Origin of the sequence: Tateyamaria sp., from assembly GCF_039945315.1 — a bacterium.
GTDB lineage: Bacteria > Pseudomonadota > Alphaproteobacteria > Rhodobacterales > Rhodobacteraceae > Tateyamaria.
The window spans coordinates 128,975-145,060 of record NZ_JBDUXB010000038.1 but is presented as its reverse complement, the minus strand read 5'-3'; the positions used below and the strand labels follow the sequence as shown (position 1 = coordinate 145,060).

Below are 16,086 nucleotides of genomic sequence, written 5' to 3'. Positions count from 1 at the left end.
TCCTAGGTGCGGTCAGGCATTGCGCGCCTGACTCGTTCATCTGGGGGAATTGTTATGCAACACAACTAACCATGTCACCCGCCTTTGTAACTTTTCATGTGTGGCGCTACCCCCGGGGCAGCCGCGTTTCAGGATCATAGGGTCCGGGCGTGATCACCTCTGCGCTGACCATCTGGCCCAGCATATCGATCCTTATTTTCTTGCCCGGCACTGCAAGGTCCGGGCGGATGAACGCATAGGCGATGTTCATATCCAGTCTGTGCCCCCAATCCCCGGACGTCACTGTACCGACAACTGCATTATCCTGCACCAAAGAGGCTCCGGGATGCACTGGCCCTGTCGTTGAAGCGACTTTGAGGCTGACCAGCTTCGCGCCCAGCCCCTTGGCCTGACGCGCCTCAAGCGCTGCCTTCCCGACAAAATCCTTGTCCATTTTCACAAACCGATCCAGCGCCGTCTCAAACGGGTCAAATTCGGTAATCAGGTCGGATTTCCAATGCAGATACCCCTTTTCCATGCGCATCGATTCCACCGCACGCGCCCCAAACAGACGCAACCCGTGGGCCTCTCCAGCACCGCGCAAGGCATGGTAGGCCGAATAAAGATTCGCATTGGGCACGTGGATTTCATAAGCTAGTTCGCCCGAAAAGCTGACAGACATCACCACGGCGGGTGCAATCCCGATGTAGGCACGGCGCACGGACAGCCACGGAAAGGCGCTCGCCGACCAATCAGCCCGGCTCACCGCGCTCAGCACATCGCGGGCCTTGGGGCCTGCAAGCACAAGGATCGTGTAGTCGTTGGTCAGCGAACGCAGCGACACGTCAAAACCATCCGCATGGGCACTCAGCCAGTCCATGTCATGCCACTCAGATGCCGCCGCAGACCCATACCAGACGGGGCCCTCCGGGATATTGGCCACAGTCGCTTCAGCCTTCACACAACCATGATCATTCAGCAAATAACCCAAGCCCACGCGGCCTGCCTTCTTCGTCACGCGCCCACAGATCACATGATCAAGGAACGCGTGAGCATCCAGCCCCACAATCTCGATCCGGTTGAACCCGTTCACCTCGGCCAGACCAACGGTGTTCTGAACGGCCGCAACCTCACCGGCGACAACCTCAAACGCTTCGTCAAAATGGAACCCATGGGTGACCTCAAAGTCAGGCGTGGGTTTGAAATACTCCGCCCGTTCCCAGCCATTGATCACGGTAAACTCGGCGCCCTCAGCGGCCAAAACAGGGGTCAAAGCGGTCGTTTTCGCAAACCGTCCCGCAGGGCGGTGTTCGTTGGGAAAATGAAACCGAAACTCGTTTTGATAGTCTTCAATGGCCTTGAGCGCCGTCAGTTCAACAGTGGCGTGCCCGGTGAACCGACGCGGATCAATGACCCACGTGTCATAGCACGCCTCGCCATGCACAATCTGCTGGGCCAGCAACCAACCATGGCCGCCGCCTTCGCCCAGACCAGCACGAAGGCCAATGATACAAAACGCATTTCGCTTCCCCGGGATCGGCCCGACCAAAGGTGCCCCATCGATCGTGTAGGTAATCGGCCCGTTCACTACGTTCTTGATGCCCACTTCCATCAGCGCAGGCATCCGCTCAAACGCGCCTTCCAGAACGTCTGTGATGCGATCCAGATCATCCGGGCACAGATCGTTTGAGAAATCCGGCGAAATCCCGTCCATGCCCCACGTTTTGCAGTCCTGCTCATAAAACCCAAGCAGCAAACCGTTCTTTTCCTGCCGACAGTAATAGTCGCTGATCGGACAGCGCAGCAGCGGCATCCGGTGGCCCGCCTCGACGATGCCGGGGATCTCGTCTGTTACAAAGTATTGGTGCTCCATCGAGGTCACAGGATGCTCCACCCCCATCATCGCTCCAACCTCGTTCACACGATAACCGCAGGCATTGACCACTACCTCGCAGGCGATATCGCCTTTGTTCGTGTGCACAATCCAACTGTCGTCCTTCAGTTGGGTCAGCCCCGTAACGTTTGTCTGACGGTACACCTCTGCCCCCGCCTTGCGCGCACGGCGTGCCAAGGCCTGACACAAGGACGCCGGATCAATGTCGCCATCGTTCCCGTCCCACAATCCACCCAGCAGGTTGTCCGTCGAAATCAGTGGATGGCGGCGCGCGCACTCGGCGGCATCCAGCACTTCAAATTCGACGCCCATGCCACGCGCCATTGAGGCAAAATGGCGGTACCCGTCCATCTGCGCCTCGGTATTGGCAAGCCGAATACCGCCATCCCCGTGATTGTACTGCACCGGATAATCCAGATCGTCGCGCAACTCTTGATACAGATTGATCGAATGGGTCTTAAGGCCGACCATCGTCTGGTTCATCCCAAAATTCGTGACCTGAGCCGCCGAATGCCACGTTGTCCCGCTGGTCAACTCGTCCCGCTCGACCAACACAACGTCTGTCCAACCTTCTTGGGTCAGGTGATACAGGGTCGAACAACCGGCAATCCCGCCGCCGATGACAACGGCGCGTGTCTGGGTTTTCATAGGGGCATCCTCCGGGCTGACTTGGATTGCGGTATCAAGGATATCTGACCTAACTCGGTCAATCAGGCTTTTCTATCTTTGCCGTTCTGAAAACATGCATTCAGAAACATTGAAATAAACATACGGGGCTTGTGCGGTGCACCCGCCTTGGGCCCCATTGCACCATGTCTGATACCCGCCCCAAACGCGCAGGACGCAAGGCCCGAACAGCCGCCCGCGCCGCTGGCCCACCGTCTAACCCGGCCCCGCCGGGACAACAGGGCGGAACATACAAACCGCTGAATAGCCAAGAAGTCCAAGACATCTACGACACAGCCCTCCGCCTGCTGTCCGATCTTGGGATGGGCGAAGTGCCCGACCGACTGCGCCAAAGCCTCGAGGCCGCAGGTGCGAGCTCAACAGCCACGGGGCGCGTCACACTCCCCCGCGGCCTCGTCGAAGACTCCATCGCAACCGCACCCAAAACCTTCCCCCTGCATGCCCGCGACCCTGCGCGCAGTATCGAGGTTGGCGGAAATGCGGTATATTTCGGCACCGGCGGCGCAGCGGTACAAACGCTCGACCGCCGAACCCGCCAATACCGCGCCTCAACCCTCGCCGATCTACACGACTTCACGCGGCTACAGGACAGCCTGACCAATGTCAGCTGGTTCACGCGATGCTGCATCGCCACCGATCTGCCGGATGAATGGACGCTGGACGTCAACACCGCCTACGCCCTTCTGCGGAACACAACGAAACCCGTCGCGACCGCCTTTACACTCGCAGAGCACGTCGCGCCCATCGTCGCCATGTTTGATATGGCGGCTGGGGGCGACGGCGCGTTTGCGCACCGCCCCTTCGTCAAAGCGCATATCAGCCCTGTCATTTCACCGATGCGGTTCGGCGCGGATGCGGTCGACACGACCTACGCCTGCCTTGAACACAACATTCCCGTCTCATGCATCACAGCAGCGCAGGCCGGGGCCACTGCTCCGGCAACACTCGCCGGGTTCCTTGCCCAATCGCTCGCCGAAACACTGGCCAGCCTCGTCATGGTCCACGCGATCAAGCCGGGCCACCCCATGGTCTTTTCCAACTGGCCCCTCGTGATCGACCTGCGCACCGGTGCCTTTTCGGGCGGCGGGGGCGAGATTGCGGTTATGAATGCAGCGTCCGCCCAGATCATCAACTGGCTTGGGCTCGTGTCCGGCGTCGCCGCATCGATGACTGACGCCAAGGCGCTGGACGCACAATACGGCGCAGAGAAAGGCCTGACTTCACTGGCCGCAGCCCTCGCCGGGGGTAACCTGATCTACGAAAGCTCCGGCATGACCTCGGCACTTCTTGGCGCCAGTTTCGAGGGCTTTGTGCTTGATGACGAAATGCACGGCCACACCTACCGCATCCTACGCGGGGTCGAGGTCAGCGAAAGCACTCTGGATTATGACGGCATCTGTGCGGCTGTGCTGGGCGAAGGACATTTTCTGGGTGGTGCGGCAACCATCGCTGCGATGGAGCGGGACTACGTGTACCCCCAACTCGCCGACCGCGAAACACCACGTGCATGGGCAGAAGCAGGCGCACTGACGGCATGGGACCGTGCGAGCAAGAGGGTGGACGAGATACTGGCCGCTCGGGCGCCGGGCTACATAGACCCGGCCGCAGATGCGAAGATCCGCGCAACGTTTGACATCCAAGATCCCTGAAATGGGCGGCCGCGCACTACGGCTCAATTCTTCAGTCGGTGGCGCGCTCAGTTGTCCGTTGCCGTCGCTTGGTCCTCAGCATCGATTTTTTCAGCCAGTAGAACGGCCAGAAACCTCGTCTCTTTGAAACTGCCTAGAATAATGGCCAAAACGGATGTCATTGGCACCGCCAGAATGGCTCCGGGTATGCCCCACAGCGCGGTCCAGACCGACAGAGCGACAAGCACGACTATTGGGCTAAGGTTCACTTGCCGTCCGACAAGGCGTGGTTCCAAAACGTTGCCAACGATGACCTGTGCCAGAACCAGAAATCCAGTGAGCGACAGGGTCACATATAACGATCCGAACTGAGCCACAGACAATGCTACCGGAAAGAAAACACCGAAATATGAGCCGATGTAAGGAATGTAGTTCAGCAGCCCGATTAGGACGGCCCAAAACAACGCAAAATCCGTTCCATGCGCCCAAAGCACCACGAATGAGAACGCCGCGAGCACCAGATTGATCAGGGTTTTCACTGCGAGATAGTCACTGATCCGGCTGTTGATCGCTTTGATAAATTCCAGAACTTTTTCCGACTGTTCCTCAGTGTCAAAAGCCGCCTTGATTTTGGAATCAAACGCGTCGCGCTCGCTCATAAGAAAAGCTGCGTAAAGCACGACAAGAAATACCGTTGCCCCGACGCTGGAAAAGCCGCCCAAAGCCCCAAGAAACACGGCACGCAGATCGAAGGCATCGATTGTGACGGTACGCAATTCTTCCCAAATCTCTTGGCGATCGAGCTCAAACCGCGTCGCGATGCCCTCCAGTATAGTGTCGATATTTGCCTCATAGACTGTCGCCTGAGACGCGATTTCCCGGATCGTTGCAGCGGTCAGAAAGGCCAGCGCCAGGACAATAATGGCAAACACAGACAAAAGCGAAAACCGCAGAACCGGAGCAGGCAAAACACGCAACAGCGGTTGTCGATGCAATAGATTTGACGCCGACACCATCACGTAAACGGTGATCAGCGCCATCACCAAGGGCAGAATAATCGGGCGCCCGATATAAAGCAGCCACCCGACGGCGAGCATGACAAAAAGCGCAAGTGCCAGATTGAGCAATCGGAAGTCTTTCATATGCTCACGTTTCTCCCCGATCTAAGCACTGCGTCTGGTTGAAAAAGTCACTAACACCGGCTTGGCAAAACCGCATAACAAAATCCACCCTTCGCTGAACTTGCCGGGCGGTCCATTTTCGATCTCGACTGCTATTAGGAGTTTTCCGGATTTGACTTTCAGCCGGCTTACCCATTGGATCGCCCCATGACCGTCAAAGATACACACCTTATGATCGCTGGCATGACCCCAGTTCTGGCGGAGGGCACGTGGGTCTACTGCTGCGAAACGGACTTGGCTAAGGCAGCAGGTCTTGTGTCCAAAGCTTTTGCGGTCATGCGAGAAGCCGAAGGGGTGACGTTGATCCTGCCCCAAGCGGTTGCCGCAGAGCAGGGCTATGACACGACCCTCACGATGCGTCTGATCACGTTGAACGTATTCTCCGATCTCGAAGGGGTCGGGCTGACGGCGGCTGTGGCGGGCGCACTCACAGAGGTCGACATATCTTGCAACGTTGTCGCCGCGTATCACCACGACCACATTTTCGTCCCGCAGGCAGACGCAGAACGGGCGATGGAAGCTTTGGTGTCGGCCCAGGCCAAAGCGGCCAAAGTGTAAACAGATCCTTACCTCGCCTCTGTAACCCATTGATTTGTAGCACCCGATCGCCTGTCCCAGCGTGGGACATGTCGGGTGAGACCAGTACACTTGTTCGATTTGAAAGACTGGTTGCGTGGGGGAGACTTGAACTCCCGACGCAGAGTGGCCGCGACAGCGGACGCGCATACGTCGGGCCAGCCACTTGGCCGGACGTCGGCAAGTAAATCTTTGGTTGGGATGTGGTGGCGTGGGGGAGACTTGAACTCCCGACCTCTCGATTATGAGTCGAGCGCTCTAACCAGCTGAGCTACCGCGCCATGGAGGCGTCAACTATGCCAGCCCCTCCGACTCGTCAAGACCGAAAACCAGTGGTTCAGCCCGCGCGCACCGTCTCAATCATCAACGTCACATTTTCAGGGTCCGCATCAGGCGTGATCCCATGGCCAAGGTTGAAGATATGCGGGCCGTTCGACAATGCTTTTACGATCGCCCGCGTCTCATCCACCAACGCCTGTCCACCCGTCACCATATGGGACGAGGCCAGATTTCCCTGCACGCAGCCGTCCACCTGAACCTTGGCCGCCGCCCACTCTGCCGAAACGGAATTGTCCAGCGCAACACAGTCGACACCGGTTTTGCTATGGAACCCGATATACCCATCTCCGGCTTCACGCGGGAAGCCAATGATTGGAATACCCGGATGGCGCGCTTTGATGGTGGCTGTGATCTCAGCGCAGGGGGCAACCGCGTATTTCTGAAACGCCTCACCCTTGAGCGATCCCGCCCAGCTGTCGAAAATCTTGACGACCTCCGCACCGGCATCGATTTGGGCGGACAGGTATTCAATTGTCGCCGCCGTAATCCGGGCCAGCAACGCTTCGAACAACGCGACATTCCCTTGCATCAATGCATGTGCAGGTCCCTGATCAGGCGTACCTTGCCCCGCGATCATGTAGGTGGCGACGGTCCACGGAGCCCCGGCAAATCCAATCAAGGTGGTCTCTTCGGGCAGTTCCTTGCGCAGGATTCGCACGGTCTCATAGATCGGGTTCAACGTGTCGTGAATGGAACTCACCGGTTTCAGTACATCGAAATCTGACTGAGCGGTTATGGTGGAAAGCCGCGGCCCCTCACCAGTCACAAACCACAGATCGGCGCCCAGCGCTTGCGGCACCAAAAGGATGTCAGCAAACAGGATCGCAGCATCAAAACCGTAGCGTCGAATGGGCTGCAGAGTGACTTCGGCGGCAAGTTCAGGATTGTAGCACAGTGACAGAAAGTCCCCAGCCTGCGCACGTGTCGCCTTGTACTCGGGCAGATATCGACCGGCCTGACGCATCATCCAGATGGGCGGCGTCGGCAGCGTCTCACCAGAAAGCGCCCTTAGTATCGTCTTGGTTTGAACCGCATCTTTCATCGCGCATTGCCTTTGACTCGTCGTTTCCAGTTGTCAGGATAAGTTGACACACCTAAAAGATAAACCCATGACAGTGCGACTTCCAAATCCAACTGCGCCGCTGAAAATCGGCACGCGCGGCTCACCCCTGGCGATGGCCCAAGCGTATGAAACCCGTCGACGGTTGGCTACAACTTTTGATCTACCATTTGAAGCGTTCGAGATCATTGTGATCAAGGTCATGGGCGATGACCGCTCCATGGTGGCCGCCGACCGCCCGCTGAAGGAAATTGGAAACAAGGGACTCTTCACCCGCGAGATTGAAGAGGATTTGCTGGCAGGCCAAATCGATGTCGCCGTACATTCGATGAAGGACATGCCAACCGTACAACCCGAGGGTTTGATCCTTGAAACGTACCTGCCCCGCGAGGACGTGCGCGACGCGTTTGTCTCACCGAGCGCCAAACATATCGCCGACCTGAGCGAAGGCGCCACGGTCGGAACATCGTCACTGCGACGCCGTGCGCAATTGCTCAACAAACGACCCGACCTAAACGTCGTGGAGTTTCGCGGCAACGTGCAAACCCGGCTGAAAAAACTAAAAGACGGTGTCGCGGCCTGCACCTTTTTGGCCTGCGCCGGCCTCAATCGGCTTCAGATGACGGATGTGCCCGCCACACCTGTTGATCCAACCGACATGCTGCCCGCCATTGCCCAAGGTGCGATCGGGATCGAACGGCGCACGGATGACAGCAATACCGCCGAAATGCTGGCGGCCATCCATCACGCCGAAACTGGTCAACGCCTCGCCGCCGAACGGCAGTTACTGTTCACGCTTGATGGATCCTGCGAGACTCCAATCGCCGGGCTGGCGACGCTCAGCGGATCGACACTCACCCTGACCGGCGAGGTTCTGCGCCCGGACGGGTCAGACGCAATGTCTGATACGGTCTCCGGCGACATCGCGGATGGGCCTGACATGGGCATGGCACTTGCGCAAACGCTGCTGAAACGCGCAGGCCCCGGCTTTTTCGACTGGCACTGACCAAGCAATCTTTCCTTGCGCAGAATCGGCACATTCCCTGTAGGGTGTGTGCATTATTTTGACAAAAAGGATAGCTGACCATGACAGACTACTTTGATCTGGGCACATATTCGCGCCCCGCCAGCACCGTTACCGACGCGCAAATCTGGTTTGACAGGGGCCTCGTCTGGCTGTTCGGCTACAACCACGAAGAAGCCATTGTCTGTTTTGATCACGCTCTGGCGGCTGACCCAGATTGTACGCTGGCCCACTGGGGCATCGCCTACGCGATCGGGCCAAATTACAACAAACCTTGGGAGGTTTTTTCGCCTGAGGAAAAGGCCCCTGCCCTTGCCCGCGCGCACAAGGCTTTGAGCACAGGCATTGCATCATCAACGGCAACTCCGCCTGAAAAAGCACTGCTTGATGCGCTTGCCCTACGCTACCCGGACGATCCTGCAATCGAAGACTACCAGCCCTTCAATGACGGGTTCGCCGCCGCGATGAAGCCTGTCTACGACGCCTTTCCTGACGATCTGGACGTAACTTTTGTCTATGCCGAGGCACTGATGAACCGCACGCCATGGAAGCTATGGGACTTCTGGAAAGGCGTACCAAACCCTGAGGCTTCGACGGTCGAGGCACAGGCCGTGTTGGAACGCGCCTTTGAGCGCACGGACGCATGGGATCATCCCGGATTGCTGCATATGTACATCCACCTGATGGAGATGTCGCCGCACCCTGAGTTGGCGCTGCGACACGGCGATCGACTGAACGGTCTGGTACCCGATGCCGGGCATCTGGTGCACATGGCCACACATATCGACGTTTTGTGCGGAGATTATCAGAACGTGCTGTCACGCAATCTGGCCGCAGCGGAGGTGGATGAGAAGTTCAAGGCCCATGCGGGGGCTGCGAACTTCTATGCGCTTTATCGCATCCACAACCTGCACTTCGCGCTGTATGGGGCGATGTTTCTGGGCCAGAAGGCCGCGGCAATCGACACCGCCCACCGTTTGCGCGCTGAGGTGCCGGACGAGGTTGTCCGCGTCTACCCAGACCTGTTTGAAACCTTTGTCGCAGCCGAACCGCACGTCTATGTGCGCTTTGGGATGTGGGCAGACATCCTTGATCTGGACCTGCCGGAGGACAAAGAACTCTACACGACAACCAACGCGCTGATCCTCTATGCACGCGCAGTCGCACTTGCCAATCTGGGCCGCCACGAAGAAGCTGAGACCGCAGGCGCGGCCTTCGATGCCGCCTATGCTGCTGTGCCGGAGGACCGTTACCTGTTCCAGAACGCAGCGCGCGATGTTTTGGGCGTGGCCGAGCAGATGATGCGTGGCGAGATCGCATTCAAGGCCGGGCGCAAGGCCGAAGGGTTAGACCATCTGCGCGCCGCCGTCGCGTGCGACGACAACCTGCTTTACGAAGAGCCTTGGTCATGGCCGCAGCCGACGCGCCATGCGTTGGGCGCGCTGCTGATGGAGGCAGGAGAGTACGAAGAGGCCGAGGCCGTTTACCGGGCGGATCTTGGGCTGGATGGCAAACTACCACGCCCAAGCCAGCATCCCCGCAACGTCTGGGCCTTGCATGGGTTGCACGAATGTCTGCAGAGGCGCGGCGAGACTGTGGAGATCACGCATATCAAGGGGCTTCTGGATCAGGCGACCGCACGCGCAGACATCGCGATCCGTGCAAGCTGTCTGTGTCGCGCAAAGGCGGCTTAGGCCCCGGTCAAACCCACTTTGCCAAAGGCGGCAGGCTCATCAACACGGCGTTTGCGTCGTGGCCTGTCTCCAGACCAAACTTGGTGCCCCGGTCGTAAACAAGGTTGTATTCTGCATAAAGACCGCGATGCACCAGCTGCGCATCCTTGTCCGCGTCGTCCCAAGGTTGCACCCGACGCTTTTCGACCAGCGGCAGGTACGCAGGCAAAAACGCGCGGCCAATGTCCTGCGTGAGGGCGAAATCGGTCTCCCAGTCACCGGTGCAGTGATCGTCCATGAAAATTCCGCCGACACCGCGCGCGCGGCCGCGATGCGGGACATAGAAATACTCGTCCGCCCATGCTTTGAGCTTTGGGTATAGCTCCGCACCATGCGGGTCGAGGTGCACCCGCTGCTGGTCATGGAAATGCTGCGTATCTTCGTCATACTCAATGCACGGGTTCAGATCAGATCCGCCCCCGAACCACCAAGCATGGGGCGTCCAGAACATCCGCGTGTTCATATGCACAGCCGGCGCATGCGGGTTCTGCATATGTGCGACAAGGCTGATGCCAGAAGCCCAGAACCTCGGGTCGTCCTTCATCCCCGGAATGCCCTTGCGCGCAGCCATCGCATTCTGTGCGCGCTCACCCAAGGTGCCATAAACGGTCGAGATGTTGACGCCGACCTTCTCAAAAACACGCCCACCTCGCATCACGCTCATCAGACCGCCGCCCGCATCTGATCCATCGTCAGATGTACGCTTGGTCTCGCTCACATCGAACGCGCCAGGGGCTGCATCCGACATCGGACCGGTATCGTGGCTTGCCTCTAAACCCTCAAAAGCCGCAACGATATCGTCGCGCAATTGGCGGAACCAGGCGGCAGCGCGGGTTTTCTGGGTGTCGAACTGTTCAGTCATGGGCACTGTCCTGTGAAGTTGACATTTTCTAGCCCAAGGCCTGCGCCATGGCCAAGGGTAAAAGCACCTTAGTGCGCCGGAGCCTCGACAGCATCCAACAGACTGCGCCCACCATCCACCGTCATGACATCCCCGGTGACAAAGCCGGATCCATCCGACGCAAGGAACTGCACGGCATCTACCAACTCGGTCGGGCTGGCGATCCGATGTAGCGGCGTGTGTTGTTCGATCTCTTCCCGCCAATCAGGATTGTTGCCGATCGAGGATTTGAGCGAGGCAGACATGACCGACCCAAACGCCACCGCATTCACGCGAATGCCCGATGGTGCCAGCGCCAAGGCCATGGAACGCGTCATCTGTTCCAGCCCCGCCGAAGCAATGGAATATCCCAGCAACTCAGGTCGCGTCTGGTGCGCAGCGATTGAACTGAGGTTGATGATCGAGCCTCTACCGCTGTCCCCTTCACGCCCCTCGTTCTGTTTGATCATCCGGCGGGCGACTTGCTGGGTCAACCGCAGTGCCGTCATAACATTTTGCTGAAACAGATCGTCCACAGACATGTCTTCTGGATTGAGCGCATCGGTTTCCATGACCTGACGCGAGGCATTTACAAGAATGTCGATCTCATCAAAGGCATCAATGGTTGCCGAAATCAGGTTGGCGATGGTCAGCCGTTGCCGCAGATCACCTGCGAAATAACGAATGCTGGCATCGTCCGCCACATCACCCAACTCATCCGCAAGGCGCTTTTCATCCATATCCGCGCACATCACGTTTGCCCCGCGATCTGCAAAATGTCGGGCAATGGCCAGACCAATGCCGTTTGCGGCACCGGTCACAATCGCGGTCTTGCCGCTGATGGAAAATGACATGGCTATCCCCGTTTTCGCTTGGGCCGTTCGGCCCGCACCAGTTTGAACCGCGCATCGCCGTCCAAATCAACCACTTTGGTGAATGCGTCTGTCAGCGCCTCTTCGTATGGCAGGTGACGATTGGCCACCATCCACAGTGCTCCGTGCGGCTTCAGAATGCGGGCAGCAGTCGCGATAAATGCACGGCCCAATGACGGATCAGCGGCGCGGCCTGCATGAAACGGTGGGTTCATCACAACCGCGTCGACCTGTACAGGTGGCGTCCACCTGGTGGCATCCGCCCAGTGGAATTCGGCGCGCGGGTCCGTCACGTTGTGGCGCGCACATTGCAGCGCCATGTCGTGGGCTTCGACAAGATGCACTGCTTTGACATCGCGGGTCAGGATATGGGCAGACAGATATCCCCATCCGGCTCCAAGATCAGCAACGGTGCCTACCATCACCTCGGGCAAGGCCTGCACCAACAACTCCGACGCAGGATCCACTCCATCCGCTGAGAACACGCCCGGCGCCGTCCAGAAACCGCCCGGTTGCAGTTCCGGTCTTTTGACCCACTCCGAAAAGTCGGCGCCACCATCTGCCCAGTAAATCTTGCCATGCGCCTTTGAGATCGGCGCACTGACATCCCCCCGCGCGCGCATCGCCTTTAGCATCGAATCCGCACCGTCGGTCTTTTGCCCGTCTACGATCACCAGTCCGTCTGTGCGCGCCATAGCTCCGGCGATCAGCGCCTGCGCTTCGGCTCGCGCACGGGTCAGGCATACCACACTTGTGGCAAAGCGCGTGCCAGCAGGAAGTTCGGGAGCCACTTCATAGCCCCGCGCGGCAAACCCCGCGCACACCGTCGCCATGGGCGAGACAACCAGTACCCGTTCACGCGGCAAAGCGGACAGGTCTGCTCCGCTTGCGGGGTGCAAAACAGCAATCAGTCCATCGCTCGGCAGCGTCACCGCATCGAGCGCCAAAGGCAGGCGATCAGAAATCACCTACTCTTCTTTCTCCATGGTGCATTGTAGCGGATGCTGATGACGGCGGGCATAGTCCATGACCTGCGCCACTTTCGTTTCGGCAATCTCGTGGCTGAACACGCCGACAACGGCGAGGCCCTTTTTGTGCACGGTCAGCATGATCTCGAAGGCTTGCGCATGGTTGAGGCCAAAAAACCTCTCCAGCACATGAACCACAAACTCCATCGGCGTGTAGTCATCATTGAGTAGCAACACCTTATACAGCGGCGGGCGCTTGGTCTTAGGCTTGACGTCAGTGATGACGGACGTATCGCCGTCTTCATCCTGCGGACCTGCCATCATATGCACGTCTGGCTGCATGCGCGCCCTCATCAAACCGAGAATCCAGTGGTGGTGTTGTGAGTGGTTTATATAACGTAGAATGGCTGTTAGAAAAGAGGGGCGTTGGATATGTCTGAAATCAATAGAAGCAGCAATCCCCGCACATCGCCCATCAAATGCATCGGTTTTGATGCCGATGACACCCTTTGGCACAACGAACGCTTCTTTAAATTGACGCAAGAGCGATTTGCCGATTTGCTTGCTCCGCACACTGATACACCTGATCTGGACGCGGTTTTGATGGCGGCAGAGCGGCGCAACCTTGGGCACTATGGATTTGGGATCAAAGGGTTCGTTCTGTCGATGATCGAAACTGCGTTGGAGGTCACGGACAACCGTGTCCCGGGCCACGTGATTGCAGACCTGATCGCAACGGGGCAGGACATGCTGCAACATCCAATCGATCTGTTGCCCTATGCAGCCGAAGCGGTACAGACGGCCAAGTCATACGGACCTGTCTTGCTGATCACCAAAGGCGACTTGCTGCATCAGGAACAAAAGATAGCTCAATCAGGCTTGGGCGAAATGTTCGACGGCGTGGAAATCGTCTCCGACAAGCATCCGCAGGTCTATACCCGCATCTTTGACCTCTTTGGTGGGGCACAGACGGGCATGATGATCGGCAATTCCATGAAATCCGACGTGCGGCCGATGATTGATGCAGGCGGATACGGCGTTTTTGTACCCCATGATCTGGCATGGGCGCTTGAGGACGCAGAGGCCCCGGTAGGCCATCCGCGCTTCGGCGAACTGCCCGACCTCGGCGCCCTGCCCGATTTTCTGAGTGCTCTGAAATAGCGCCACATTCTTGCCACAATTGCCAGTCTTGGGGGTTAAATGCGCAGCACCCCTAGATATTGAGATGTTGCAACGCAGAAAAATCAACGGGTTATCTGCATCAACACTTTATCGAGATTCACACCTGTGGTAGCGTTTGGGTAATTAAAACAAGGCCAGTCGAATAATCGGCGGTCAGAGGCAGACATAGGCAGGTTCATCGTGAAGGTTCGGCACACAACGCCGGCCCGGTTAGGGCTTTTCGTATTCTTGGCAATCTGGATGTTGGTCATCGCACCGATATCAGCAATGGCCGCCCCATATGCAGCGATGGTAATCGATGCGCGCACAGGCGAGGTTTTGCATTCACGCAACGCCGACACCCGACTGCACCCAGCATCGCTGACCAAGATGATGACACTCTACATCGCCTTCCAGGCGGTAGAGGCAGGCGAGATTTCGATGGACACTGTAGTGACCATTTCCAAGAACGCCGCTGCTGAACCCCCGTCCAAACTTGGATTACGCTCCGGGCAAAAGATCAAATTGCGCTTTCTGGTGCGCGCCGCCGCCGTCAAATCCGCAAATGACGCCGCCACAGCCATCGGCGAGGCCATCTCAGGCTCCGAAGCTGCCTTTGCCCGCCGGATGACGCGTACCGCCAAATCGCTGGGCATGACACGCACAACATTCAAAAACGCCCACGGTCTGACAGAAACCGGGCATATGTCGACAGCACGCGACATGACCACCATGGGTCGGCACATGATCTATGATTACCCGCAGTACTATAACCTGTTCTCGCGCATCTCGACCCATGCAGGTATGCGCGAAGTGTCCAACACCAACCGCCGCTTTCTCAACGCTTACAAAGGCGCGGACGGGATCAAAACCGGCTTCACAAACGCCGCCGGGTTCAACCTCGTCTCCTCTGCTGAACGCGGGCAGGAACGGATCATTGCGACCGTCTTTGGTGGCACGTCGACAGCGAACCGCAACGCCAAGGTGGCTGAACTGCTCGACCTAGGTTTCCGCCGGGCACCCAGCCGTGCGCCTCTGCGCCGTCCAAACAAGCCAGCTTTTGTGCCCGGCGACGACGCCATTGTGGTCGCAGACAACGCATCCGCGCCCCGCACCGCGGGCAAGATCATCCGCCTGAGTGGCGCAGTCAAAACCTCTCTCAGACCAAAATCCCGTCCCGGATCAGAGGCACCCGTGCTTATGGCGTCGGCATCCTTGAAAGCAAGCGTGCTGCCCGGAGACATCAAAGCCGCACTTGAAGAGGCACAGACAACAGTTGCGGTCGCTCCAACGGCCACGACACCCCAAGCCAAACGGCCGAGCGCACGTCCAAATGACGTCGTTCTTGCCAGCACCGAACCCGAAGTGGTCACACGTGTCTCGACCTCTGGCGGGCGGCACTGGGGCGTGAACATTGGGCGCTACCCCAGCCGCTATAAGGCCGAAAAGGTCCTACTAAAAACCGCACTGGCTGAAATGTCGACGCTGGATGGATCGCTACGCAAAGTCGTGAGGCGGCCAGCCGGGTTTGACGCCAACTTTATGGGCATGACGCGTGACGGGGCTGACCTTGCCTGCCGTCGCCTGCAGGCCCGCAATGTGACCTGCTTTATGATCGGGCCGTCCTAGGCGAACCGACGCCCTACCAATTCACAAGCGTGAAGTTCACCATCACGCCTTTGTCTTTCTTCTCGAATTCACGCGGGTCTGCCCAGACCTTGATGGAAAACTTACCCTTCACGTCGTGTTTTGGGTCGAGAACAAGTTCTGTGATGGGAATGGTCAGGGACGGCACCCCCGATCCCGGCGGTTTCGGCACCCATTTCTTGTCGATCTTCGGAATGGTCGCTTCGCCATCCACTTTCTTGTTCTTCTTGGCCAACTCTTTCTTCAACTGTTCAGCAAAGAATTTGACGACCGTCTTGTCGATCGATTTGATCTCTTTTTTGCATTTTTCGTTGATCGCTTTTTCGATCTTGGCCTTATCATCGATTGGCTTGACGGCCTTGCCGACTTTCTTGGCTACTTTTTTGCACGCCCCTTCCATCTTTTTCTTGGCGGCGGCCGGAATTAGATCTGGCATGATGGAACTCCTTTCAACGTA

14 protein-coding genes and 1 tRNA gene are annotated in these 16,086 nt (G+C 58.0%); 6 read left to right on the top strand and 9 right to left on the bottom strand.

Annotated elements, in window-relative coordinates; genetic code table 11:
* Window positions 1-106 precede the first annotated feature (106 nt).
* Window positions 107-2,521: an FAD-dependent oxidoreductase gene (locus tag ABJD00_RS12280; protein WP_413833436.1), complete on the bottom strand. Its 2,415-nt coding sequence runs from the start codon at window positions 2,519-2,521 to the stop codon at window positions 107-109.
* Window positions 2,522-2,685: 164 nt separating this feature from the next.
* On the opposite strand from ABJD00_RS12280, the gene ABJD00_RS12275 reads away from it, so the two are divergent.
* Window positions 2,686-4,209, top strand: a complete 1,524-nt coding sequence (locus tag ABJD00_RS12275) for a trimethylamine methyltransferase family protein (RefSeq protein WP_413833434.1) — start codon at window positions 2,686-2,688, stop codon at window positions 4,207-4,209.
* Window positions 4,210-4,256: 47 nt separating this feature from the next.
* Here ABJD00_RS12275 and ABJD00_RS12270 read toward each other — a convergent pair whose 3' ends face one another.
* Window positions 4,257-5,330: an AI-2E family transporter gene (locus tag ABJD00_RS12270; protein ID WP_413833432.1), complete on the bottom strand. Its 1,074-nt coding sequence runs from the start codon at window positions 5,328-5,330 to the stop codon at window positions 4,257-4,259.
* A 186-nt stretch (window positions 5,331-5,516) separates the two neighbouring features.
* Between ABJD00_RS12270 and ABJD00_RS12265 the strand changes: the two genes are divergently transcribed.
* Window positions 5,517-5,927, top strand: a complete 411-nt coding sequence (locus tag ABJD00_RS12265; protein WP_413833430.1) for an ACT domain-containing protein — start codon at window positions 5,517-5,519, stop codon at window positions 5,925-5,927.
* A gap of 222 nt (window positions 5,928-6,149) precedes the next feature.
* Here ABJD00_RS12265 and ABJD00_RS12260 read toward each other — a convergent pair.
* A tRNA-Met gene (locus ABJD00_RS12260) sits at window positions 6,150-6,226 on the bottom strand.
* Between the two features lie 56 nt (window positions 6,227-6,282).
* On the bottom strand, window positions 6,283-7,326 hold the full coding sequence (gene hemE, locus ABJD00_RS12255) for a uroporphyrinogen decarboxylase (RefSeq protein ID WP_413833428.1): 1,044 nt from the start codon (window positions 7,324-7,326) through the stop codon (window positions 6,283-6,285).
* 67 nt (window positions 7,327-7,393) lie between these two features.
* Between hemE and hemC the strand changes: the two genes are divergently transcribed.
* Window positions 7,394-8,350, top strand: a complete 957-nt coding sequence (gene hemC / locus ABJD00_RS12250; protein WP_413833426.1) for a hydroxymethylbilane synthase — start codon at window positions 7,394-7,396, stop codon at window positions 8,348-8,350.
* 80 nt (window positions 8,351-8,430) lie between these two features.
* Window positions 8,431-10,062 (top strand): hypothetical protein, encoded by a 1,632-nt coding sequence (locus tag ABJD00_RS12245; RefSeq protein WP_413833424.1) that lies wholly within the window; start codon window positions 8,431-8,433, stop codon window positions 10,060-10,062.
* 7 nt (window positions 10,063-10,069) lie between these two features.
* Here ABJD00_RS12245 and hemF read toward each other — a convergent pair whose 3' ends face one another.
* The 4 genes from hemF to clpS all read right to left on the bottom strand — a co-directional run bounded on the left by hemF (window position 10,070) and on the right by clpS (window position 13,163).
* The gene (gene hemF, locus ABJD00_RS12240) at window positions 10,070-10,963 is read right to left on the bottom strand and encodes an oxygen-dependent coproporphyrinogen oxidase (protein WP_413833422.1); all 894 of its coding nucleotides are present in this window, start codon (window positions 10,961-10,963) and stop codon (window positions 10,070-10,072) included.
* Window positions 10,964-11,031: 68 nt separating this feature from the next.
* Window positions 11,032-11,835: an SDR family NAD(P)-dependent oxidoreductase gene (locus ABJD00_RS12235; protein ID WP_413833420.1), complete on the bottom strand. Its 804-nt coding sequence runs from the start codon at window positions 11,833-11,835 to the stop codon at window positions 11,032-11,034.
* Between the two features lie 2 nt (window positions 11,836-11,837).
* Window positions 11,838-12,818 carry a class I SAM-dependent methyltransferase gene (locus ABJD00_RS12230; RefSeq protein ID WP_413833705.1) on the bottom strand — a complete coding sequence of 327 codons (981 nt, stop codon included), beginning with the start codon at window positions 12,816-12,818 and terminating at the stop codon, window positions 11,838-11,840.
* A gap of 3 nt (window positions 12,819-12,821) precedes the next feature.
* Window positions 12,822-13,163 carry an ATP-dependent Clp protease adapter ClpS gene (gene clpS, locus ABJD00_RS12225; protein ID WP_108836048.1) on the bottom strand — a complete coding sequence of 114 codons (342 nt, stop codon included), beginning with the start codon at window positions 13,161-13,163 and terminating at the stop codon, window positions 12,822-12,824.
* Between the two features lie 90 nt (window positions 13,164-13,253).
* On the opposite strand from clpS, the gene ABJD00_RS12220 reads away from it, so the two are divergent.
* Both ABJD00_RS12220 and ABJD00_RS12215 read left to right on the top strand, forming a co-directional pair.
* The gene (locus ABJD00_RS12220) at window positions 13,254-13,982 is read left to right on the top strand and encodes an HAD family hydrolase (protein ID WP_413833418.1); all 729 of its coding nucleotides are present in this window, start codon (window positions 13,254-13,256) and stop codon (window positions 13,980-13,982) included.
* Window positions 13,983-14,183: 201 nt separating this feature from the next.
* Window positions 14,184-15,611 (top strand): D-alanyl-D-alanine carboxypeptidase family protein, encoded by a 1,428-nt coding sequence (locus ABJD00_RS12215; RefSeq protein WP_413833416.1) that lies wholly within the window; start codon window positions 14,184-14,186, stop codon window positions 15,609-15,611.
* A 13-nt stretch (window positions 15,612-15,624) separates the two neighbouring features.
* On the opposite strand, the gene ABJD00_RS12210 is transcribed toward ABJD00_RS12215, so the two are convergent.
* On the bottom strand, window positions 15,625-16,065 hold the full coding sequence (locus ABJD00_RS12210; RefSeq protein ID WP_108836047.1) for a hypothetical protein: 441 nt from the start codon (window positions 16,063-16,065) through the stop codon (window positions 15,625-15,627).
* Window positions 16,066-16,086 lie beyond the last annotated feature (21 nt).